Annotated in this window: 14 protein-coding genes; 5 read left to right on the top strand and 9 right to left on the bottom strand. The window is 71.2% G+C overall.

What is annotated here, in order from left to right; genetic code table 11:
- Positions 1-103 precede the first annotated feature (103 nt).
- Both WMF14_RS01285 and WMF14_RS01280 read left to right on the top strand, forming a co-directional pair.
- Positions 104-373: a hypothetical protein gene (locus WMF14_RS01285; RefSeq protein WP_437798386.1), complete on the top strand. Its 270-nt coding sequence runs from the start codon at positions 104-106 to the stop codon at positions 371-373.
- The gene (locus WMF14_RS01280; RefSeq protein ID WP_437798385.1) at positions 370-975 is read left to right on the top strand and encodes a type II toxin-antitoxin system RelE/ParE family toxin; all 606 of its coding nucleotides are present in this window, start codon (positions 370-372) and stop codon (positions 973-975) included. Before WMF14_RS01285 ends, WMF14_RS01280 begins: the two co-directional genes overlap by 4 nt.
- Here the strand turns inward: WMF14_RS01280 and WMF14_RS01275 are convergent.
- The 7 genes from WMF14_RS01275 to WMF14_RS01245 all read right to left on the bottom strand — a co-directional run bounded on the left by WMF14_RS01275 (position 950) and on the right by WMF14_RS01245 (position 13,530).
- Positions 950-3,178, bottom strand: coding sequence for a TOMM precursor leader peptide-binding protein (locus tag WMF14_RS01275; RefSeq protein ID WP_437798384.1), 2,229 nt, complete (start codon positions 3,176-3,178; stop codon positions 950-952). The two genes, WMF14_RS01280 and WMF14_RS01275, sit on opposite strands and share 26 nt — an antisense overlap.
- Before the next feature lie 136 nt (positions 3,179-3,314).
- Positions 3,315-4,469, bottom strand: a complete 1,155-nt coding sequence (locus WMF14_RS01270; RefSeq protein ID WP_437798383.1) for an amidohydrolase family protein — start codon at positions 4,467-4,469, stop codon at positions 3,315-3,317.
- A 77-nt stretch (positions 4,470-4,546) separates the two neighbouring features.
- Positions 4,547-5,497: a BMA_0021/BMA_0022 family TOMM bacteriocin gene (locus WMF14_RS01265; RefSeq protein ID WP_437798382.1), complete on the bottom strand. Its 951-nt coding sequence runs from the start codon at positions 5,495-5,497 to the stop codon at positions 4,547-4,549.
- The gene (locus WMF14_RS01260) at positions 5,494-6,747 is read right to left on the bottom strand and encodes an amidohydrolase family protein (protein WP_437798381.1); all 1,254 of its coding nucleotides are present in this window, start codon (positions 6,745-6,747) and stop codon (positions 5,494-5,496) included. Before WMF14_RS01260 ends, WMF14_RS01265 begins: the two co-directional genes overlap by 4 nt.
- Before the next feature lie 127 nt (positions 6,748-6,874).
- A complete protein-coding gene (locus tag WMF14_RS01255) occupies positions 6,875-7,645 on the bottom strand; it encodes a BMA_0021/BMA_0022 family TOMM bacteriocin (protein WP_437798380.1) in 771 nt (256 codons plus the stop codon).
- Positions 7,642-11,721, bottom strand: coding sequence for a TOMM system kinase/cyclase fusion protein (locus WMF14_RS01250; protein ID WP_437798379.1), 4,080 nt, complete (start codon positions 11,719-11,721; stop codon positions 7,642-7,644). Before WMF14_RS01250 ends, WMF14_RS01255 begins: the two co-directional genes overlap by 4 nt.
- Before the next feature lie 51 nt (positions 11,722-11,772).
- On the bottom strand, positions 11,773-13,530 hold the full coding sequence (locus WMF14_RS01245; RefSeq protein WP_437798378.1) for a sigma 54-interacting transcriptional regulator: 1,758 nt from the start codon (positions 13,528-13,530) through the stop codon (positions 11,773-11,775).
- A 403-nt stretch (positions 13,531-13,933) separates the two neighbouring features.
- On the opposite strand from WMF14_RS01245, the gene WMF14_RS01240 reads away from it, so the two are divergent.
- From WMF14_RS01240 to WMF14_RS01230, 3 genes are all read left to right on the top strand, one after another.
- Positions 13,934-15,031, top strand: coding sequence for a BPSS1187 family protein (locus tag WMF14_RS01240; protein WP_437798377.1), 1,098 nt, complete (start codon positions 13,934-13,936; stop codon positions 15,029-15,031).
- 204 nt (positions 15,032-15,235) lie between these two features.
- Positions 15,236-17,128, top strand: a complete 1,893-nt coding sequence (locus WMF14_RS01235) for an FG-GAP repeat domain-containing protein (RefSeq protein WP_437798376.1) — start codon at positions 15,236-15,238, stop codon at positions 17,126-17,128.
- A gap of 5 nt (positions 17,129-17,133) precedes the next feature.
- Positions 17,134-17,727, top strand: coding sequence for a hypothetical protein (locus WMF14_RS01230; RefSeq protein WP_437798375.1), 594 nt, complete (start codon positions 17,134-17,136; stop codon positions 17,725-17,727).
- Between the two features lie 199 nt (positions 17,728-17,926).
- Here WMF14_RS01230 and WMF14_RS01225 read toward each other — a convergent pair whose 3' ends face one another.
- Together WMF14_RS01225 and WMF14_RS01220 are read right to left on the bottom strand one after the other, a co-directional pair.
- Positions 17,927-20,836: a protein kinase domain-containing protein gene (locus WMF14_RS01225; RefSeq protein WP_437798374.1), complete on the bottom strand. Its 2,910-nt coding sequence runs from the start codon at positions 20,834-20,836 to the stop codon at positions 17,927-17,929.
- 34 nt (positions 20,837-20,870) lie between these two features.
- Positions 20,871-22,721, bottom strand: a complete 1,851-nt coding sequence (locus tag WMF14_RS01220; RefSeq protein ID WP_437798373.1) for a hypothetical protein — start codon at positions 22,719-22,721, stop codon at positions 20,871-20,873.
- Positions 22,722-22,861: the final 140 nt, after the last annotated feature.

The following is a 22,861-nucleotide window of genomic DNA, read 5'->3' as shown; positions in this document are numbered from 1 at the left end:
CAACGACACCCGGGAAGGGGTGCCACGCCCGGGCTCCTGCGGCATCAAGGACGCTGCTGCTCCTTGTTGCACCATGGCCACAACGGCGGGATGCCGCTGCTCCTTGGTGCAACAAGGCGATGACGGCGCTACGCTTCGCGACGTGCAAGCGCTGAAAGCCCGCGTCCAGAACGGTCGCATCGTCGTCGACGAGCCCACGGATCTGCCGGAGGGCATGGTGCTCGATCTCGTCATCGCTGATCCGGGCGACGAGCTCGACGAGAAAGAGCGCGCAGAGTTGCACGCGGCCCTCGAGGAGGGGCTCGCTGAGATGCGAACAGGGGCAGGCATCGAGGCCGACGTGCTGCTCGCCGAACTGCGGGCACGCGGGTGAAAGTCCGATTCCTGGGGAGATCGGCCGAGCAGGCGCGCGCGGTGGATGCCTGGTGGCGCGAGAACCGTCACGCGGCGCCGTCGCTGTTCGCCGACGAGCTCGCCGCAGCGCTCCGCATGCTCCGGCGTACGCCGGAGATGGGAGCCCCCTACGGCCCCAAGGCGAAGGATGGAGTGCGTCGTGTCTTGCTGTCGCGAACGCAGTACTATGTATATTACGCGGTTGAACCGGAGGCGCGCCTCATCGGAGTGCTCGCTGTCTGGAAGCTGCCTGCGCGGCAAGCCGCCCAGCTTGGGTCACGTGAAGGATGTGAAGAAGAACCGCTGAGGCGGAGAGCTCTCCCTCCAGCGAGCTCGGCTCGTGATCAACATCATTGCGACGCTGCTCGCCCTGAGCGAGGCGCGACGCGCCGAGCCTCCTTCCTTGGCAAACGCTGGGCGATTCCGAGACAGACGGTGCCGTCATGGCTCTCTGTCGAGCCGCACAGGCTATCCCGGAGGATCGTTCGCGGCGCTTCATCGCCGGGCGCGACGCGCTGGGCCATCATGTCATCTCGCCTGCGCAACTCCTCGGCAGCTAGACGAACAGAGGGACCGGGTTGAGCTCGCCCTCGGCGAGCGGGCCGGCGAGCCACCCGAGCGCGCACGGCACCTCATAGAGCCTCCCCGGGCCGAATCGAGGCCAGAAATGGCGTAGCCCCGGGACGATTACCTGGACCACGGCCAAGCCGATGTCGGGGCGGGTCTTGTCGACCGCGACGAGCTCCAGTCCCGCCTCGTCGAGGCGACCCAGGCATTGCTCGATGTCGGCGCGCAGATCGGCGCCGCCGATCCGGGGAAGGTGCTCGGCCGCGACCCGCGGGAGATCGGGGCCGGGGAAGAGATACGCGCGGTCAGGCAGCCGCTCGAGGTCCCACGGCGCCGGGCGCGCCGCGCCGGGATCGAAGAGCTGGTTCAGCTCGGTGAGCGATCGCTGCACGGCCAGGCGCGGGTCGAGGTGGCAGCCGAACCCGATGGTGAATCGATCCTCCCGGGCCTCGTGGGCGAGCGCAACGCAGGTTGGGATACCGAGATCGTGCGTCAGATCGAGCACCCAGACGGCCCAGCCGAGGCGGGCGTAGTCTGCCTCGAGGGCTTCGAAGTACGGGTCCCCGAAGCTGTCGAGCGCGATGGCCGGGCGAGCGACCCGGTTGTACCACCAGACCGCGGCGGCATCGCGCTCCACGAGCTCGAGCAGGCCCTGCAGCACGGCCTCTTCGACGCAAGTGCCGGCCGCCACGCCGTTGCTGCAGGGGCCGCAGAACGCGGTACCGCTCTCGGCCGGGGCCTCGGAGTAGCAGTGGGCCAGCGGGACGTAGCGCCGCTCGCGCTTGCTCAGCGACCAGGCCGGGGTCCAGTCGATCGGGGTGCTCGCATCGAGCGGCTCGGGTACCCACTGGCGGCGATCCGCTGCCCGCGCGTTGAGGTGAGCGCGCTCGCGGTACTGCGCCTCGCTGAAGTTCAGCAGATCGCCGAGCGAGAGCGCGGCCGGGCCGAGCTCGTCCTTGCTGCCGCGGATGCGCGCCTCGTCCCCCTGGTAGACGCCGCTGTATCGCTCGAGCGCCTCGCAGAGCGCGCTCACCCTGGCCTGGTCCGCGCTGCGCCCCTTGCCGGCGCAGCCCTTGTCGAAGACGTTGGTGCGCGGGACGCCCTCCCGAGGGCAGGCCAGGTAGCCGGACGCATACACGGCGCGGAGCTCGGTGTCCCGCCCCGGCATCGGCACGAGGTACGTCACGGCTCCGGTGATCGGGCTGACGAGGTGCTGATAGCGCTCATAGGTCCGCCGCGGGGTCTGCCGGCGATATCCACCGTCCTCGTAATGGGCCTTCTCCACCGGCTGCAGTTCGATCGGGCGCTCGCCGACGGCCGCCATCCGCGCCGGATCGCCGCACACCGGGCACTGCGGCCTCCGGACGACCGCGTGCGCGGTGATCTCGAACGTGGCCAGGTCGAGGGCGAGCACCCGGGAACCGAGCGCCTGGGGAGAGCTTGTCTCCTCCCTGGCGAGCGCGCGGGCGATGGCCGAGGCGCCGAGCCCGCAAGCGGTCCGTACGCTCGCCTCGGTGGCTGCCCTGGGGGGAGGGACGTGGCCCTCGTGCCCCCGGCGCCGGCGAACGAGCTCCTCGACCGGGCGGTTCTGGCGGATCCAGAACGCCAGGCAGCCCCAGCAGGGGCCGGCGCCGGGCTCGAAGACGGGCCCGATGAGCGGCTGGACGCCGGCAGGCTTGATCAGGAACCAGCGCGTTCCTTCACGCAGCGCGCGGCGGTTGATCGAGGCAATTTCGGGCTGCACATAGTCGTCGGCCACGACCACCTGCACCGCCGCCTCGCCGTCGACCCGCACGCCTGCCTGTTCGAGCGCCTCGGTCATCCACACGGCGGGAGCGGCTTTGCCGACGGCCAGGACCGACACCGGGGTCCGGCTCAGGGCCTCGGCGGCCGCCTTGCCGTCGAGACCCACCCCGCGCCAGAACGCCGCGTGCTCGGAGGGGAGCTCCGGCGTTGCGGGGACCAGGTAGCCACGCGCCGCGAGCCGGCTCAGGGCATACAGGGTCTCGGGCTCGGAGAACCGATCGCGCGCGGCGCGCAGGATCTCGTCGACCGTGCGCCGGCCGTCGACGAGCGCGGCCACCTCGGCGGCGCAGGCGCCGGAGACGACGAAGCGCTCGCGCTCGCCGATCAGGAAGACCACGCCCGCATCCATGCGCTCGACGCGCAGGGTGGGCTTGAACGCCAGCACCTGGCTCAGCTCCAGAGGATCCATCATCGTTCCTGGTTTCACCCGCCGATGAGCAAGTGCAAGTGGCGCGCTCGAGGAGAGCGACCGCTGGATGGCCGGGGATCGCCTCGCCCGCGAGACCCGTCAGAATCCGAGCGGAGCGGCGTCGCACGCCAGCGTTCCACTACATCCCCATGAGGCCGCAAGGGCTCTCCCAGAGGATCGCCCGCAGCGCTTCATCGCCGAGCGCACCCCGCAGCGCCATCACCTCGTCGACCATCCCGGGCCCGTGGTCGAGGTGGGGGAAATCGGTCCCGAACGTCATCCGCGTCGCGCCGATCTCCCTCACCACCCGGTCGAGCATCGCCTCGCCGGGCTCGAGCGCGATCCAGCACTGCCGCTGGAAGTACTCCGAGGGAGGCCGGCGCACCCGGCCGCGCACCTCGCCGCGCATCTGCGCGTATTCGACGTGGTCGAGCCGCCAGAGCCAGTAAGGCAGAAAGCCGCACCCCGCCTCGAGCAGGCCCACCCGCAGCGTCGGGTGGGCCTCGAGCACGCCGCCCTCGATCAGCGAGAGCAGCGCCATCATCGCCTCCATCGGGTGAGAGCACGCGTGCTGGCCGAACCGCGTCTCGAAGCGATCGGCCCCCGCCGTGGCGACGCGCGCGTGCGTGCCCTCGTGGAGGAGCACGGTGACACCGTGGTGCGCGCACGCCGCCCAGAACCGCGCGTGGGCCGGAGCGCTCAGCGTGCGGCCCTGCACCGGGTTCGGCCGGAGCACCACGGCGCGCGCGCCGTCGCGCGCCGCCTGCTCCAGATCGCCCGCCATGGCCTCCGGATCGTGGCGCGAGAGCAGCGCGGGGCCGAGGAGCCTGTCCGGCGCGCTCGCGCAGAAGTCGCCCAGCCATCGATTGTAGGCGCTGGCGTAGGCGCGCGAGCGCTCGGCGTCGATGCCGTCGTCGTGGACGAGATAGGACGCGTACGTCGGAAGCAGGACGGCGACGTCGACCCCGGTAGCGTCCATCTCGGCGAGGTGCCCGTCAGGCCTCTCCGAGGCGGCGAGGAGCTCGCGGCGGCGCTCGGCGGCGAGCCCGAGCTCGATGTAGGCCGCCTCGGAGATACGCAGGATCGGCTCGCCGTTCACGCAGAGGATGGGGGGCGTGGGCAGGAGCGCGTGCTCGCCCAGGCGGCTCATCCGCCTGGCCAGCGACTCGGGCGGCCTGAAGGGCGCGAGCCGAGGAGCATACGCCCGCATCGCTGCCGGCAGGTACTCCGCCCATAACGCGACGGGCTCGGAGACGTGACGATCCACATCCAGGATCCGGAAGCCATCTCTCATGCGCAGCTCCTCGGGCGGCTCTCAGCACCTGGCCCGGCTCCAGAGGATCCATCCTCGGTCCTGGTCTCGTCCCCCGATCAGCAGCAGCAAGTGAACGGGTACGCTGCTCCCGTCGCGTTGTATGCGGCGAGCGCGATGGGCTCGGAGTCCACGTTGCTCGGCTTCGTGGGCAAGTAGAGCTTGAGCGTATGAGGCTGGAGCGAATCCCAGTACGACTGATGGTCCTTGTCGAGTGGAGATCCCGGCGGATGCCACCGGGCTGCGCCGTCCTCCTCGACGCGCAGGCTCATCGTCCAAGGTAGCCTGTAACCTCGGATGGTTCGCAGCGCCGATGCGAGGTCGTTCTTGAGCGCCCGTCTAAATTCCTCGTCGCTCCAGGCTTTGGCCACCGCCGCGAGCAGCACGACGTTGAGCTCGGCGAACGAGCTGTCGTCGGGAACGAAGCCCCCCGCAGGAGGGCCGCTGTGGAGGCCGACGCGCTCTTGGCCCGCCTGTTCGCCCTCATGACAGCACCCCCCGGGCTCCCGCCCTCGTTCGGGGCGACCGACGTGCTGCACCCCGTGGTCCGCCCGGATGTTGAGCCCGCCCCCTTTGTCCTGAGGGCGTGCATGAACCCCGTGCTGATCGTGCTCCCGGATCCATTGATCGCTGAACAGCGACGGGCGCTGCTTGTAATAATCCCCGAGCGCCCTCGAGTAGTCCTCCGGACGGAGGTCTTCCAGCAGACCATCGTACCCTGGACGAGCTGCCGAACGCTTGGGCGCGAGCGGCAGGCGCAGCGTCAAGCAGTCGAGCAGGTCGCTGGGCCAGACCCACTCATCGTGGATCCACCTGAAGTCCTCGTCGGCTCGTGCAATCTGAAGCTCGCACGTCCTTGGCCATGGCCAGATATAGCCAAATCGATCCTTGAGCACGGAAGTGGGGTTGTCCCCGGTCAACTCCTTGCCAAAACCGTTCGGATCGGCCCATGCCTCTGCGATCGCGCGCAGGTACGTCGAGCGAAACTCCATCAATTGGTTCGTGCTCATGGGCTCCTCTTTGCTTGACCGTTGTTCGCAATGAAGTGTGCGCGGGTCGGCCTCGCGCCCATTCCCGCACCGCGCGGGCGCGCTGCTTCCGACAGCCCCATGAGCCGCGCAGGGTTGTCCCACAAGGCTGCCCGGAGCACGTCGTCGGCGAGCGACCCGACCCCGTCGAACAGCCTGGCGACGATCGTGGGATCGTGGTCGACGTGGGGGAAATCCGTGCCGAAGACGACGCGATCCTCGCCGATGACGTCGACGCAGTGCGCGAGCATCGCCTCGCCCGGCTCGAACGCGATCCAGCACTGGCGGCGGAAGTAGCTTGAGGGGCGCCGGTTCACGCGACCGCTGACTTCGTTGCTCAGCTGCGTATACTCGATCTCGTCGAGGCGCCAGAGCCAGTAGGGCAGCCACCCGCAGCCCGACTCGAGGAAGCCGACGCGAAGGCCCGGATGGCGCTCGAGGACGCCTCCTTCGAGCAGGGCGAGGAACGCCATCATCGCCTCGAGCGGGTGGGAGCAGGCATGCTGAGCGAAGTGCGTTCGGAAGCGCGAAGCGCCGGCCGTCTGCACGCGCGTGTGCGTCCCCTCGTGCAGCAGCAGCGGGATGTCGTTCGCCTCGCAGGCCGCGAAGAAGGGTTCCAGCTCCGGCGCGCCGAGGGTCCTCCCGCGGACCGGGTTCGGCCGGACCACGGCGGCGCTGAGGCCGTCCGCGAGGCCGGCGTCGAGATCCGCGACCATCTGCGCGGGATCGTGGCGCGAGATGATCGCGGCCCCCTTGAGCCGGGTCGGGTCTCGCCGGCACTGGTCCGCGAGCCAGCGATTGTAGGCTCCCGCGTAGGCGCGGGAGCGGTCCGCGTCGATCTCCTCGTCGTACACCAGGAACCCCGCGTAGGTCGGGTGCAGCACGGCGACGTCGACCCCCGCCTCGTCCATCGTTGCGAGCTGGCCGGCCGCCGTCTCCGCGGCGATCAGCTCGCGGCGGTGCTCCTCCGCATGGAGCCCGACCTCGATGTAGCCCACCTCGGTCATTCCGCGACAGATGGGCTTTCCTGCGACCGTGACCACCGGCGGGGTCGGCAAGAGGGCATGATCTCCCAGCCGGTCCAGACGAGCCCGGAGGGGCTCGTCATGCTGCGAGAGAGGGCGGACGTCCGGCGCGACGTCGCGGTACTTCGCCGGCAGGTACTCCGGCCAGAGCCCCATGGGCTCCATGACGTGGCGGTCGATGTCGATGATGGCAATCCCGTTGCGCACGCTACCCTCTTCCTACGAGCAGAGCTCCGGAGTTCCATGCGGTGCGGAGGACGCGCTGCAATTCGTCCGGCGGCATGGGATCACGCGAGCGCCTCCTTCGCTCCCGGTCCAGCTAGCGATTGCAGCGTCAAGCGCAGGTGAAGGGGTACTGGGGACCCGTGTCGTTGTACGCGGCGAGAGCGATCGGCCAGATGGCATCGTCCGGAGGAGCCTGAGGGATGTTGACGGTGATCGTCACCCGAGCGGGGATCCGGCTCGCAGATTGGCCGTGAGCTTTGCCCTGATAAGGAATGTTGTGCCAGAACTTTTCCCAATCGAGGGAGGAGAACTTCAGCTTGAAGTTCCAGTGAACAATCATGCCCATCGATGCTTGCACGAGGCGCCGAGCATCCTTCGAGGCGAAGAGCTGCTCTTTGAATTTCTCATCGTACCACGTCATCGCGAGGAGGCGGGACGTGATCACTCCGAACTCGCCGAAATCATCGGGCGGCTGACTTGTCCCGTCCGTCGGCGGACCAAGCATCGACGGGAACCATTGGCAATAGAGAGCAATGGCGTCCGCGGGCGGCGTGCCCTCCGTCGGAGGGCCTGGCAACGTGATATCGATCTCGTCACCGTCGGCGAGCCAGCCGAGCATCTCATTCGGCCGCCACTGCGGCCTGGGCTCGTCGGAGATGGCGAATTTCACGCTGAAAGGGAACTTGAAGCCATATTCCTTCTCGAGGAGGGGAAGGACGCCATAATGCTCCTTCTTGGACGCACTGACCAGCTGCTTCAGGAAGTCCCGATCGCGCCAGGCACGCGCGATGGCTCGCAGGTAGGCGGTGCGCAGGCGGGGAAAGGGGGCGGCGCTGCCTGTTCCGCCGGTTTCCCATGCTTCAGAGGGCTCGGTTGTCATGGATCACTCCTCGGTGAAAGTAACTTCAGATCAGGAAACGAGTCATGGAGCTGCATCAATCGGTCCACGAGCGCGGTGTCGTCCCCGAAGACACGCCGGTGCTCCTCGATCGCCGCTGCCTCGAAGCGGTACATGCCTCGCTCGCCGGCCAGCAGCCGAGCCCGGGCGAGCAACTCCCGGATGGCGCCCCGATCGGGCTTCGGCAGGTGCATTTCGTAGCGCGCGCGGCGCCGCAAGAGCTCCACCTCGAAAAAGTGCTCGCCGAGCTCGGTGCACATCGAAAGGCAGGTCTCCACGTGGGCGATCGCCTGGTGCAGACGGCCGTCGTCTGCTTCGATGTCTGCCAGAAAAGATCGGTAGTAGGTGAGCGCCAAGTTGCAGTGGAGGGACTCGAGGGTCCGGATGATCACCTCGACCCCCTGCAGATCCCCCGCGGCCCACGACGCGAGGGCCGCACCGTAGCCCTCGAAGGCAGGCAGCCCGTATGCCTTGGAGGTCGCGAGCAGCTCGCCCGTCGTCTTCTGCACCGCAGGCTTGTCCTCGTTCATGTGCTGGATCTGGCCGAGGTAGAGCAACGCGATCCCGAGGGACGGGACGTGCTTGATCTCCCGCGCCCAGGCGATTGCGTCGTTCGCGAGCTGGAACGCCCGCATCGTCCGCCCCATACCCCATTGCACCCATGCGAGCTGTCCCGTGGCCCAGACGCGGCAGTCCATGCCGAACGCCGAGCCCTGCTGCCCGTCGCGCGCCGGGTCGTACAGATGGATCGCCTGATCGAACCATGTCTCAGCGTCCAAGAACCGCCCCTCGGCGTGGAAGCCAACGCCTTTGGCTGTCGCGGCCACGCACTGGAGCGACGGGTCTTCGATCCGGTCGGCGAACGCCACGAGCTCGTCGGCCACCCGCCGGCACGCCGCGCGCTCGCTCGCCACGTGGTAGTGCATGTACAGGCCGAAGAGGGTGGAGACGGTGTGCTCGGTCGTCTTGCTCGCGGGGAGCAGCGCGCGGGACTTCTCGGCCAGCGCACGCACGTCGGGGGAAGCCCAGCCCTGCATCGACATCAGGGCCTGCAACCGGATGCTGTTGGCGGCGAGCTCGGCTTCCACCCGTTCGCCGGTCGGCAGCGCCCCGATCCAATCGATGACATGGGTGGCGTGCGCGCCCGCCTCGGCGTAGGCCGAGCGCCCGAGCGCCTGATGTGCCGCCGTCCGTGCGTACCCGATGGCCTCCCGCTTCTGCTCCGCCGCCGCGTGATGGTGCGCGAGCAGCTCCGGCCGCGTCCGGACCACCTCCGGAAACCCCTCCTCCAGCGTCTTCGCGACGCGCGCGTGGCTCCGCTGCCGCGCGCCGGTGGACAGCGACTCGTACGCCGCGTCCCGCACCAGCGCGTGCTTGAAGCTCCCCACCGCCTCCTTGCCCCGCCGCCTGCGCAGCACGATCCCCGCGCTCGTCAAGCGCTCCAGATCCTCTGCCACCGCCGCCGGGCCGAGCGGGCTCGCGGCCGAGAGCACCTCGACGCTGAACTCCCGGCCCATCGCCGCCGCGAGCTGGGCCGTCTGCTTGGCGCGCGAAAGCCGATCCAGCCGCGCCGTGAGCAGCGCCCGCAGCGTCCCCGGGATCGCCGCGCCCGAGAGCGGCCGGGTCAGCTCGTAACGATCCTCCCGCTCCACCAGGAGCTGCGCATCGACCATCATCCGGAGCAGCTCCTCCGCGAAGAGCGGCACCCCGTCCGCGCGGTCCGCCACCTGCTCGATCACGGCGGGAGGCAGCGCCTTGTGGCCCGAGAGCCCGGTGAGCATCTCCTCCATGTGCGGGCGCTCCAGGCGGCTCAGCGGGAGCAGCAGCATGTCGGCCGTCGAGAACGACGGTGAGAACTCCGGGCGAGCCGTCATGATGACGCACATGGGGACCGCGGGCGCCTCGCGAACGAGCTGCTCGAGGAACTCCATCGTGGTGGGGTCGGCCCAATGCAAATCTTCCGCCACCAGGAGGACGGGCCGCTCGTCGGCGATCGCGAGGAGCAGCGACGCCACGGCCTGGAGCGTCAGCGCCTTGTGCCGCTGCGCCGAGACGTCGAGCGGGGCGTACGGTTCGCCGAGAGGCAGGGAGAAGAGCGGCACGAAGAGCGGCATGGCCTCGGCCGGCGTGAAGCCGTGGCCGACGAGCTCCCGCTCGATCCGCGCGATCTTGGCGCCCGCGTCGGGCTCCTGATCGAGCCCGAGCGTGCGCTCGAGCAGGTCGACCACCGGACGGAGGGGGCTGGTTTGCGTGTCGGGCGAGCACCGCGCCTCGAGAAAGGTGTGGGCCTCGCGCGCCAGCCCGTCGCGCAGCGCGCGCGCCAGCCGGCTCTTGCCGATGCCGGGCTCGCCCGTGATGAGGATCGACTGGCCCGCCCCGTCGCGCGCGCGGCGCCACCGCTCCACGAGGAGCCCGAGCTCCGGAGCCCGGCCAGAGAGCGGCGCCCTCGAGCCGTCGGGGGTCGGCCAGCTCGCCGCGGCGCCGTGCTCCTGCCGGAGGCGGTAGGTCTCCACCGGCGCCGCGATTCCCTCGATGGCGCGGCCCCCTTCGCTCTCGAGGTCGAAGGAGGCGCGCAGCAACGCTTGCGACGCGGCGCTGACCGCCACGGATCCCGGCGGCGCCAGCGCGGCGAGCCGCGCGGCGAGCCGCGGGGTGGCGCCGGTGACGAGGCACGCGCCTTCGAGGTCCCCGAGATTCCCGTCGACGACGAGGCCGGTGTGGAGGCCGACGCTCACGTCGATTTGCGCGCCCGGCGCGGCGCTGCGCGGGTCCTCGGCGTCCTCGGCTCGCGCGGCGCCGGCCATCGCCAGCGCCGCGCGGGCAGCGCGCCTGGCGTCGTCCTCCGCCGCGCTGGGGTAGCCGAAGTAGACGAGCAGATCGTCGCCGAACGCCGCGGCCACATACCCCCCATGGCGGCGTCCGATGTCCGCGCACAGGGCGAGCGCCGCGCGCAGGGGGTCGTCCAGCCGCTCGACGTCGACGACGTCGAGCGCCTGCGCGACGGCCGCGCGTGCCCTCAGGTGACAGCAGAGCGCCGTCAGCTGCCTGCGCTCGCCATCGAGCGCAGGCGGAGCGGGCCCCCTCCGCCGGTCGAGCTGCGTGGCGACCATCGCGATCGAGGACAGAGACCGCGTGTCCCCGCCGGCCGGGCCGCCGGCGCCGAGCATCGCCTCGCGCGAGAGCCCGCGCAGGTTGCAGGCCTCGAGCGCCTCGAAGAGCCCACGGGCGGTCACCTCGCGCGCGCCTTCGTCCTTGCGGAGAGCACGGGCGAGCAGATCGCCCAGGGGGTGGCGCTCGAGCGCCGCGGGGATCGGGACGGGATCGGGGCCGAGCAGCCGGTAGAAGATCTCGGCCTCCGTGCCGCCGTACGCCGGCTTGCCCGTGAGGCACTCGAGGAACACGAGGCCCCACGAGAACAGATCCGCGCGCGGCGAAGCCTCGGCGCCGCGCCACTGCTCCGGCGCCCCGTAGCCGGGCGTGCCCAGCGCGTCGTGGCTGCCGGTCAGGCGCGTGGATCGCCCGTCGTCGAGCGCGGCGCCGATCCCGAAGTCGAGCACCAGCGCGTTGCGGCGGGCGCCCGTGGGGATGACCATGATGTTGCTGGGCTTGAGGTCGCGGTGGACGACGCTCGCTGCGTGGGCGCAGGCGAGGGCGTCGAGCACCTGGAGCATCAGGTGCCGCGCCTCGGGCGGCGCGAGCGCGCCCTCTCGCTCGAGCAGGGCGGCGAGGTCGTCGCCAGGCGCGAAGGCGAACGCGGCGTAGAGGGTCCCATCTTCTGCCTGCCCCGCGTCGACGAGCTGGACGATGTTCGGGTGGTGGAGCTGGGCGCAGAGCCGCGTCTCGCGCAGGAAGCGCGAGATCCGCCTGCCTTCCTGCGCGGCGCCTCCCTGCTCGGCGAGGCGCAGGATCTTCAGGGCGATCGGCTGCCCGGTGGTGAGCTGGCGGGCCTTGTGCACAACGCCGAAGCCGCCCTGGCCGAGCTTCGCCAGGATCTCGTAACGCCCGTCGAACGTGGCGCCTGGTGCGAGCGCGGCACCGTCTGCGACATAGCACTGCATGCTCGATCCCGTGGTCGCTGGAGGCGCTCGGAGAGCGCCTCCAGCGCTCCCTCACGGCTCCTTGTCGGCGTCGAGCACCGCGAGGAGATCCGGATCGACCTCACCTCCAAGCAGGTCCAGGATCTCGCGCACCCGCGAGAGCTCGCGCAGCAGCGTCCGATGGTGGTTGCGGTTCTTGAGCAGCATCTCCTGGCCGAGCAGCGTGAAGGCGTGGTCACGGTTGCCCGTCCGCTGCACCGCCGCGCCGAGGACCATGCCGCGAAATGCGTCGGTCAGGTCGAGCGGGAGCGGGGCGCTGCCGCCCCGGCGTCGCTCGGCCTCGTTCACGAAGCTGAGCGCCGCCCGCCAGAGCAGCTTGGTCAGCGCGCTCGGCTCGGCGTCGCTGTCGAAGGTGAGCGCGCGCTCGACGTGGCGCCGCTGGATCACCAGATCGCCGCCGAGGCCGCTCTGCCCCGCGAGCTGGAGCGCGTAAGCGCGCCGGACGATGTTGTCGAGCTGCCGCAGGTTGCCCGGCCAGGGCGCGGACACGAGGAGCTTCATGGCCTCGGGCTCGAAGCGCGCCGTCCCCTTGCCGTCGGCCTCCTGATGGCGCCGGTTCAGCATGAAGTCGGCCCAGCGCGGGAGCTCGTCGAGCCGCTCGGCGAGCGGGAGTAGCCGCACCGGCAGGACGTTGATGCGGTAGTACAGGTCCTCGCGGAAGCGGCCGGCGCGCACGGCGGCGCGCAGATCGGCGTTGGTGCCGACGAGGAGGCGCGCGTCGGCGCGGCGCTCTCCCGCCCCGTCGTCGCCCAGCATCCGGTAAGCGCGCTCCTCGATGAAGCGCAGGAGGCCAGCCTGGGCCTTGAGCGAGAGCTTGTCGATCTCGTCGAGGAAGAGCGTGCCCTTCGCGGCGCGGGCCACAGCGCCTGGGTTGTCCTTGACCGCTCCGGTGAAGGCGCCCCGCTTCCAGCCGAACAGCTCGGCCATCTGCAGGTCCTCGGGCACGCCGAGGAGGTCCAGCGATTCGAAGGGCTGGCCCCGGCGCTGCGAGTGCTCGTGGCACCAGCGCGCAAGCCTGGATTTCCCGGCGCCGGTCGGGCCGGTGATCAGGATGGTGTCGTCCCGTGGGGCGAAGGCGCGGAGCAGCTCGACGAGGTGCGCGGTGCTCTGACCGACGACAGGCAGGAACTCGTCCGGGCTCGCCGGCTCGTCGGAGCGAAGCGGCAGCGCGCGGGCGGCGATGAAGGCCCCGGCGATGCTGGCGAGGATCGCCAGCTCCTCGTGGCACTCCGCCCAGGGGAGCTCGAGCCCGACGGCCCCCCTGCAGCTCACCTCGATCGTGATCATGCCGTCGACGCTGCCGCCCGGCGCGCGCAGCGGGACGACATGGACGTGGGTCGCGTCGCGACCGAGCATCCGCTCGCGCGTCGCGTCGCCGGGCATGCCGGCCGCCTCTGGCGCGTGGCGGAGCGCCATGGCCCCGTCCGGCATCCAGGAGCGGAGCGAGGCGCGCTGGACGTCGATCGAGACCGAACAGCGGTGCTTCTCGATCCAGCTCCAGACGCTGCCGGAGGTGAGATAGCCGGTGCCTTCGATGCGCGCGCCGCTCGGGCGGTCGATGCCGAAGAGGCGCTGGTAGCTGTCCTCGGGACGAAGGTGGACGACGCCGCGCAGGATCCGAGCGCGGCTGGCGAACGGGCTGCCGGCGAGCGCCTCTTCGACGCAGGTGAACATGGCCTGGAGGACCGCCGTGGCAGCTTCGTCAAAGTACGTGGCCGACACGAGGCGGGGGACGAGCGAGATGAAGCTCTCGTCACGGGATGCGGTCACGGTGGGCAGCAGGAAAGCAGGAGAACCGGGGCGGGTCCAGGTGGAACGAACAAGCTCGCGTCTCCCGCGGACGCCGTGCGTCCGGGCGGGACGCGAGCCCCCTCTTGACTCGGAGGCCGTGGCAGCGCCGGCGTCCTGCCGGAGGGACCACGGGAGCCGCCGCGGGTCCGAAAGGCGGACGCGCCATAAGGCGGCCGAATGCCATGCGTGGATGCCGTCCAATGCGGCCGGCGCGCTGCAAATAGAAGCGTCGGCGCAGGAGCCAGATGACGCCAGCTCCTGCAGGCGTCACCTCGTCTTCATCGAGCGGGCGGGAGAAGGACGGCGGCGCCCTGCGAGACCGCCGTCGCCAGCCGGCTCGTCCACCGCGGTGCGCCGGAGGTGATCTGGTAACGTTTCGAGCATGCGGATTACGGCGTGGATCGGTTGCGCCTGGTGGACGCTCGGGTGCGTGGCGTGCGGCGGCTCGTCGAGCGACGGCGGCCCCCCGGGCGCTGGCGGCGGAGCAGCCACGGGCACCGCGACCACCGGGACCGGCGGCGCCGCCGCGACCTCCGGGGTCGGTGGCTCTGCGGGCGGCGCGGGCGGCGCGGGCGGCGCGAACGGCGCGGGCGGCGCGAACGGCGCGGGCGGCGCGGGCGGCGCGGGCGGCGCGCCGCGCGAGTTGCACGTGGACACGAGCTCACCCGAGCTCAGCGAGATCCGGTTTAAGCCCAGCGAGATCGATCCAGAGGTCTCCGACCGCGACCTGGAGCAGGTGGCCCTCCTCGACACTCGGGTCGCGCGGTTCGCGGGCAAGCTCGTCGTCACGCTGTCGGGGAGCAGCCAGCCTCCTGGCCCGCTCGACCTCACCCGCTTCGTCGCCGCGCGCGGCTTTCACGCGTTCGCGGTCGCCTACAAGAACGACTACGACATCGTTCAAAATGATCCGGACACGTTCGGCGACGCGCGGCTCGAGGCGTTCGACGGTCAGGACCACACCGCGCTCATCGAGGTGACGAGGGCCGACAGCATCGAAACGCGGCTGGCGAAGGCGCTCGCGCACCTGAAAGAGGTCCACCCGCGAGGCGACTGGGGCTACTTCCTCGAAGACGACGGGAGCCCGCGCTGGTCGGTCATCATCTTCAGCGGCCACTCGCACGGCGCGAGCTCGGCCGCCCGCATCGGCAAGGTCGTCCGGCTCGACCGGGTGGTGTCGCTGGCCGGGCCGCGCGACACGAACCCGGTGAGCGCCACCTGGCTCTCGGAGCCGTCCGCGACGCCCGTGGATCGCATGTTCGGATTGACCGGCGAGCGCGATGAGCAGCACCGGGATCACCTCAAAGCATTCGACCTCATCGGCCTCCCCGGCGAGCTCGTCGAGGTCGACGTCCCGGGCGCGGCGCCGCCGTACGGCGGGTCGCACCGGCTCGCGCTCAAGGACGGCGACCACGGAGCCGCCGGTAATTGCGGCGCGCACGTCGCCGTCTGCGAGGCGATGTTCGGCTTGCCGCTGCCGTGATGTCGGGCAGCGGCGCCGTCGAGTCGGAGTGCCCAGATCGAGCAGATGCGTGGCGAACGTGCGCCGCAGGACGTGGGGCGTGACGGACGACAGCTGCCGCGACCCACCTGGCAGCGCGTGCGCGACAACGTCCTGCGCTGCTTGTAGTCTCGACCGGATCGCTTTTCCCGCGGCGACCGCGGGCGTGACGATCGGAGGTCGAACGTGAAACGGTCTTTCCTCGCCTTCGCGGCGGCGTTGCTCGCGGTGGGTTGCTCGGCGAAGTCGAGGACGTTCTCCGGCGAAGAGCCCCAGGGCGGGGGCGGGAACGGCGGCGGCAGCAGAAACGACGGCGGCGGCGATGCGGGCACCGGCGGCAGAAACGACGGCGGCGGCGATGCGGGCACCGGCGGCGGGCCGCTGTGCGCCGGCGTGGACTGCAGCCACCTCGACGGCCGCTGCATGCGCGGCGTGTGCATCGAGGGCGAATGCTTCGCCGAGCCGCGGCGAGCGGGGACCGAGTGCGCGGCCGCGGCCGGCGAGTGCGACGCGGCCGACACGTGCGACGGCGCGGGCGAGTGCGTCGCGAACCAGGCGCCGGAGGGCGCGGCGTGCACGGGGTGCCCGAGCGGGGCGTGCGGCGGCTGCGCGATGGGGGTGTGCACCGATGGGCCTGCGGTCGTCTCCTGCGGCCTCCGCTTCACCGATGTGACCGCGGCCTCGGGCCTGCCGGCGACGACGGGCAGCTCGGTCGTCGCGTGGCTCGACGTCGAGAACGACGGCGATCCCGACGTGTTCCTGCGCGGCAGCGGCCTGTACATCAACGACGGCGCGGGCGTGTTCACGGAGGGGGCCGCCGCGCGCGGCATCAGGGATGTCGGCACCACCTCCGAGCAGTACCCGGTGATCGCCGCCGACTTCGACAACGACGGTGACATGGACATCTTCGTCGCCAACGACACCCGCTACGGCACGATCCCGAACCGGCTCTATCGCAACGACGGCACCGGCACGTTCATGAACGTCGCGCTCTCGGCCAACCTCGAGTTCGCGACGACGACGCCCGGCCCGGCGGTGTGGATCGATCACGATCGCGACAACGACCTCGATCTGTTCTTCGGCTCGGAGTTCGGCACGTCCGGCATGTTCCGGAACGACGGAGCCCTCCCGTTCGCCGATGACAGCGCGCGGTTCAGCACCTTCCTCCAGGGCGACAGCGCGGCGTGGGCCGATCCAGACGCCGACGGCGACCTCGACCTCTACGTGGCCACCGGCTCGACGGGAAACGGTAACCGCTTCTTCCGCTTCACGTCGCCGAGCTGGACCGACGTCGCGACGTCGGCCGGGCTCGAGGACACGCGGACGGCCAGCTCCCGCTGGGGCGGCGCGACCTGGATCGATATCGACGCCGACGGCGACCTCGATCTCCTCTCGGTGCGCGACGGGGACGCGGACGATCTGCTCTATTACAACGCCGGCGCGGGCGCGCCGTTCTCCGCCGCCGCGGCGGCGAGCGTCGGGCTCGGAGACGGATCGTTCCTGAGCGCGAGCGTGTGGGCCGACTGGGACCAGGACGGCGACCTCGACGCGTACGTGGGCGACACGCTCTACCGCAACGACGCGGGCACGTTCGCGGTCGCCGGCGCCTCGCTCGGGATCGCCGCGCAGCAGGTCGGCTCGTTCGCGGACATCGACGGCGACGGCGACCTCGACCTCCTCACCACGAGCTTCGGGGGAACGGCGCTCTACCGCCGCGACGTGACCGGCATGCCGTGCCGCGCGCCGGGCTACGCGGTCGTCCGCGTGCTCACCGATCGGGACGGCAATGCGACCGACGCGAACGTGAGGGAAGATCGCGACGCGATCGGCGCGCGCGTCGACGTGGATCTCGACGGAGACGGGGACTTTCGCGCGGGCGGCTATACCGGGGCGGATCGCGTGGCGACCTACCTCGTGGGCGCCGGCCAGTGGGGCAATCGGCAGCAGAGCCAGCTCCCGCTGATCATCGGGATGGGGGCCGCGGCGTCGGTCGATATCCGCGTGACGTTCCCCGACGGCTCGGTGGTGACACGCAACGACGTCCCCTCGGGCGCGCGCATCACGATCAACGATGTCTGACGAAGATGGTGAGCGAGATCGGCGCGATCTGGCGTGGCGGGTGGACCCGTGCAGGCCGGTCTGCGCGGTGCTTACGTGGTAGCGGTCTCCGGTGGGGCGGTCAGGCGGCCATGTACACGATCGATCTGGAGAAGCCGATCTGGCATCGCAACGACAAGAACCGCGTCTGGGCAGACGCGTTCCTGAGCGCGTTCGGCGAGTTCGTTGAGGAGGCCATCGATCATGAGGCGGCAGCTCAGGACGTCGCCGGCGACGAGGGCGTGAGCGTGGCCGACTACCTGGCACGCGGGATCGGAATCACGGTGGAGCGCCCAGGCTGCGCCCTCTGGATCACCGTCTCCTTCTGGAAGAACGTCGTCACGATCGCAGTCCCGAACCATCCACCGGGCGATGTCGACGCTGCAATCGACGAGCTCGAGCCGTACATCGCCTTCTTTGTCCAACGCGGGTTCAAGGCGCTCGACCCCGATACGGGTCATCCGCTCGATCAGGGAGCGATGCGAGAGAAGCTCGCTGCCGGGTACCGGCGGAGGCAGGGAATGCTCGACACCGTTGCGGCGCTCGTCGGCGGCGAGGTCCCCGGCAAGCTGGCGCCCTGACGAGCGCGAGCTCTGGACATGACCGTGGACGGCGAATTCCGCGCGTCACGAAGCCCACCAGGGATCCGCATCGCGCGCGGAGAGAGAATTCAACGCAAAGCCGCCAAGAGCGCAAAGGCGCAACGGTATACAAATCTATTCTTTTTTGCGCCTTTGCGCCTTCGCGTTAAATTCTCTTTCAGCTCCCTGGCGGGCGGAACTAACGCCGCGCCCGCAGCCCGGCGAGCCGCGCTCGCGCCTGCTCCGCGGAGATGGATCGCGGGCGCGCCTTGCCCCAGCGCTCGAGGACAGCCTCGTACGCCGCCGCGGCGCCGCGCAGATCGCCTGTCGCCTCCAGGGCCATGCCCAGATAAAGCCGCGCCTCCGTGGTCGAGAACGGGTCGGCCAGGGCCGCGCAGGAGCGCGCAACGCGCGTCAGCGGCCCGATCGCCTCCTGCCCCTTCCCCGCGAGCGCGTAGACCTTGCCGATCCGCAGATCGAGCAGGAGCCAGCGGCCGCTCTCCGACGGGAGCGGCTGGTCGAGCGGCATCGTCTCGAACGCCGCCGCCGCGTCGGCCGCGGTCTCCACGCCGGCCGCGTACGCCTCGGTCCAGAGCAGCCAGCGGTGCTCCGGCTTGATCTCCTGCGCCGCGGCGCGCCACTTCGACTGGACCCGCTCCACCCACGCCGAGCGCGCCGCGTCGTACGCCTCCTGCGTCATCGACGCTGCACGGAGGCTGTACGGCAAGAACGCGATGGTCCAGTCGGCCGTGGTCGCCGGCTCGGACCAGGCGCTCATCCGGCGGAGGAAATCGTCCGCCACCCGCCCGGCCTCCCGCGGCAACCCCATCTCACGGTAGAGCTCCGCCAGCTTGAGGGCCGGGCTCGCGTGCGCGTCCTGATCGTTCCTGCCGGCGACCTCGCGCTGCCACGCGCGGGCGTGCTCCACCGCCAGCTCGAAATCGCCGTCCAGGACCGCGAGCGAGATCCGATCGAGCAGCTCCTTCGCCCTCCGCTCGCCCTCGGGGACCGCCGCCCACCCCTGCTCCAGCGCCACGAGCACGCTCTCGCGCGGCGCGCCCCGCGCGTGGAGCGCCAGCGCCAGGTGCCGGTGCGCCGGCGCCGCCTTCGGATCGATCGAGAGCCACCGGCGCGCGTGCTCCTCCACTTGCTGGCAATCGCCCTGGCGATGGAGGAGGCGGACCCGGTTCGCGAGGCAGAGCGTCGCGCCGGGAGCCGTCTCGGCACAGGCCTGGTAAGCGGCGAGCTCCGCCGCGACATCCCCCTTCATCCCGAGCGACTCTCCCTTGAGCCCCCACGCGAGCACGTGGCCCCGGTCCAGGGCGAGCGCCCGATCGTAGGCCTCGACGGCGGCGTCGAACCGGAGCTGCGCGAACCTCGCCGCGCCCAGGTACACGAGGAGCTCCGGATCGGCCGGGAACCTCGCGACCGCGGCCTCGATCCGCCGCTCCCACGACACGGCGTCGGAGGGCTGGCGCACGTACGGCTCGGCCGCGTCGAGCAGCGCCATGTCGCGCTCGCCGAGGGCGGCCCTGTGCAGGAGCGCGAGCTGGAAGTGCTCGCGCGCCACGGCCGGCCTCTGTCGAAACGTCCAGATCGCCACGCGCAGATGGCCGGCGCCGAGGCCACGATCCAGCGCCACGGCGCGCTCCATCGTGCGCGCGGCCACGTCCGGCGCGCCGTCACGGTAGGCCTGCAGCGCCTCCTGGTAGAGCGCAGCGGCCTCCGGGTTGGTCGAGGCGGGGCGTGGCGGCTCCGGGGCGGCGATCGGCGCGCGACTCGGCTGGGGCGGCGGCTCCGGGGGGCGCCGGAGCACCGCGACCGCGGCGCCGGCCACCGCCGAGGCCGCGAGCGCGAGCGCGACGAGCCCGCGCCGACCCGGGCGCGCGCGCTCGTTGGGTGCATTCCGCACCACGACGGCCTCGCCCGACGCAGCCCCGTGGTCCGGTCGCGGCGCAGGCTCCGCCTCGGCGGCCGCGGGCGGCGCGCCACCAGGGCGCTGCGACGCCGGGTCGGTCCGGTGCGGCACGGTCGGCTCGAAGCCGATCCCCGCAGGTGTACCCGCGTGCTCGGCGCCTGGCGCAGGGCTGCGTCGTGCGTTGGCACCCTCGACCTGGGTCTCGGCCTCTCGCGCCGCGGGCGGCGAGCGCGGCGGGAGGCTGGGCAGCTCGCCCTCGAGCCCCTCGGCGGCGATCAGCGCGCGCCAGAACGCGCCGGCGTCCGGGTACCGGTCGCGCGGAGAGACGCTGAGCGCCCGCGAGAGCACGCGCTCGATCGCGTCCGGCGCCGAGACGCCGCGCGCCCGCAGCGTGGGGCGCAGCGCAGGATCGACGACCACCGAATAGAGCTCGACGATCCCCTCCCCCTCCAGCGCCCGAGCGCCCGTCACGAGCTCCACGAAGACGAGCGCGAGCGCGAAGACATCGGTCCATGGCCCGGTCGCGCCCCGCTGCTTGTCGAACTGCTCCGGCGCGCCGTAGCGGGGCGTGAACACCGACGGCCCCTCCGCGGTGCTCGCGAGGGCCGCGGTGCGCGAGCGCTGATCGCCGATGATCTTGGCGATGCCGAAATCGAGGACCTTGAGCGTCCTCGCGCCCCCCGCCTCGGCGAGGAAGAGGTTCTCCGGCTTGACGTCGCGGTGCGCGATGTTCTGCTCGTGCGCCACCGCGAGGGCGCGCGCCGCGGGGTCGAGCAGGAGAATCGCCTCGCGGCGGGACAGGGCGCCGCCGCCCCCGGCGCGCAGGCGCTCGAGGTGGCCGGCGAGCGTCTCGCCGTCCAGCCACTCGAGCACGAGATAGGGAACGCGACCGCCCTCCTGGGTCGTGAAGGCGCCGATGTCGAGCGCCTGCACGATGCCGGGCGAGAGGCGCGAGAGCTGCAGCAGGAGCCGCCCCTCGTCGCGCAGCCGTCGAACGAAATCCTGCTGCGCCTCGGGCGAGAGCTCGTCGGGCAGCTTGAGGCACTTGATGGCGACGGGCGCGTCGAACCCCTCGTGCACGCCGCGATAGACGACGCCGAACCCGCCGGCGCCGACGGCGGACAGGACACGGTATTTGCCGTCGATCGTGGTCCCGCAGAGCCGAAATACGTCGCGCTGGGCGCCGGACATCGGCGGAAGTATACGCCATCTCCGGAGGACAGACTCAGGGCGACTCGGGCTTCGCCATGGCGGCCCTTAGCCGGCCGCAGGCGTCCACGAACCCGGTCGAGAGGATCTGGTCGAGGTGCCAGAAGTTCCTCTGCCGCTCGTGCTCGTAGAACCGGGCGATCGTCACCAGAAGCAGGTCCACGCACAGCGCCGGGTCGCGCCAGGCGAGCTCCGTCCGCGGCCCGCTCCGCGACCCGCTCCGCGGCCCGCCCGCGCACGACGCGGCGAGCGTCTGCTCGAGCACCGCGGCGACCAGCGTGAGCTGCAGGACCATGCGGCGGCATGCGCTCGCGCGGATCCCTCCGCCCTTGGCAGCCACCGGCCGCAGCGTGTCGTCGAACGCCGTCGCGAACTCGCGCCATAGCAGCGCGCCCGCCTGATCCACCGCCTCCTTGAGCCCCGCAGCCGGAACGCGCGGCGAGAGCGCGTCGACGAGGCGGGCGCGCGCCCCCTCGTCCTCGGCCAGCGCGCGGTACGGCTTCGCCCAGCGGGCGACCTGGCGGCGAACGTCGCCCACCGTCAGATCGAGCTTGAGCCCCGTGATGGGGAGGAGCGACGCATCCGGCAGCTTCAGTGAGGGCCTGTGCCACGCGTACTTGCTCTCCATGAAATCGGCGAGCATCTCGGCGATGCCGTTGCTCGCAGCCACCTGGAGTCGCGCCCTGATGTCGGCTTCGGCGAACCGGAGCAGCGCCGCCTCGTCGAGCTCGGTGCGGCCCCCGCGCTCGATGAAGGCCGAGGCGATGCCGGGGCCGACAGCGCCGGGAAAGACCGTGTCGAGCGCGAGGGGCTCCTCGAGCCGCGGCAGCACCGCGTACTCCCACTCGAACTCGGCCAGCGCCTCCTGCCACGCGTGGCCCCAGGCGTCATGAACCACGTAGTCTTCGACCTCCGGCGTCCGGAGGACCATCACCATGGTCGCGAGCGTCTGCGTGACGACCTCCGTCGGGACCGAGGCCGCGTCCGCAAGGGAGCGCGCGAGCGCCGGATCGATGGCCGCGCTGTCGAAGTAGCCGAACGCAGGAAATCGCGCCGTCGCCGCGGTGTTCGTGTCGTCGCACCGGGCGATGAAGGCGGAGATGGCGCGCCGCTCCTCCTCCGGGCGCTCGTCCCAGCCGGGCACCTCGAGCCGCGGCGCCTCGGCGGAGCCCGCCGCTCCGGGCGAGCCGGTCGCCGGCGCCGACGCGCGGATGCAGAAGAAGATCGCGGTCGACGTCATGAGCAGATCCACGTCGCCCGGACGCCACGGCAACGGGCCGTAGATCGCGCTCATGAGCTCGGTGCACGCGGCGGGCGACGCGCCCCCCTTCGCGGCGAGCTGCGAGGCGATCGCCTTCGTGATCGCGTGCTTCACCGCGAGGTTGGAGGTCATATGATCCATCGCGGCCTCGACCTGCGCGAGCTCCGCCTCCTCCCACCCGAGCGCCTCTCGCAGCGCCCGCCGGACGAGCGGGATCCCCTCGCTGCCCTGCGGCAGATCGAGCGGGAAATCGAGGAGCGGGCGCGACGCGACAGTGTCGATGAGCGGCGCGGAGCTGCTGCCGGCGAACCGGAGCCAGAGCAGCACCGCCTCGGTGAACCAGGCCCGGAAGGACGCGCTCGCCGCGTGGAACTCGTCCGGGGTCGGCTCGCTCAGGGCGTCGATGCCGCGCATCAGCCGATCGTGAAGATCGCGCCCCCTCGCCTCCCGCTCCTCGCGGCTTCCCTTCGTCGCGTCCTGCAGCTCTTCGATGTCCGCGAGCAGATCGAGCGTGGGACCCCACGCGGCCGGGAGCGTCGGCTCGAAGAGGGCTGCCGCGCACAGGATGGGCGCCGAGGGCTGAGACCCGGTGTTCTTGTGGTCCATGGCCTTTCCTTGAAGAGGGGTGCGACCTCCCATCGCATCACAGGCGCATGCCCTGAGCAAGGCCCCGGACCAGCGGGTCCCAGGGAGAAGACGGAGCCTTCCGGCACACACCGCAGGGTCGTGTCCTCGGGCCTGCGATG

The sequence above is a fragment of the Sorangium sp. So ce693 genome (assembly GCF_051521375.1).
Taxonomy (GTDB): domain Bacteria; phylum Myxococcota_A; class Polyangia; order Polyangiales; family Polyangiaceae; genus Sorangium; species Sorangium atrum.
Note: the sequence above shows the minus strand (reverse complement) of the source record. Positions and strands in the feature narration are given on the sequence as shown.

What these genes read in the sequence shown, in the direction of transcription:
- WMF14_RS01265 (WP_437798382.1), bottom strand. Translation starts at nt 5,497, where the DNA reads ATGAGCACGAACCAATTGATGGAGTTTCGCTCGACGTACCTGCGCGCG.
- WMF14_RS01275 (WP_437798384.1), bottom strand. Translation starts at nt 3,178, where the DNA reads ATGATGGATCCTCTGGAGCTGAGCCAGGTGCTGGCGTTCAAGCCCACC.
- WMF14_RS01225 (WP_437798374.1), bottom strand. Translation starts at nt 20,836, where the DNA reads ATGTCCGGCGCCCAGCGCGACGTATTTCGGCTCTGCGGGACCACGATC.
- WMF14_RS01255 (WP_437798380.1), bottom strand. Translation starts at nt 7,645, where the DNA reads ATGACAACCGAGCCCTCTGAAGCATGGGAAACCGGCGGAACAGGCAGC.
- WMF14_RS01240 (WP_437798377.1), top strand. Translation starts at nt 13,934, where the DNA reads ATGCGGATTACGGCGTGGATCGGTTGCGCCTGGTGGACGCTCGGGTGC.
- WMF14_RS01270 (WP_437798383.1), bottom strand. Translation starts at nt 4,469, where the DNA reads ATGAGAGATGGCTTCCGGATCCTGGATGTGGATCGTCACGTCTCCGAG.
- WMF14_RS01220 (WP_437798373.1), bottom strand. Translation starts at nt 22,721, where the DNA reads ATGGACCACAAGAACACCGGGTCTCAGCCCTCGGCGCCCATCCTGTGC.
- WMF14_RS01230 (WP_437798375.1), top strand. Translation starts at nt 17,134, where the DNA reads ATGGTGAGCGAGATCGGCGCGATCTGGCGTGGCGGGTGGACCCGTGCA.
- WMF14_RS01250 (WP_437798379.1), bottom strand. Translation starts at nt 11,721, where the DNA reads ATGCAGTGCTATGTCGCAGACGGTGCCGCGCTCGCACCAGGCGCCACG.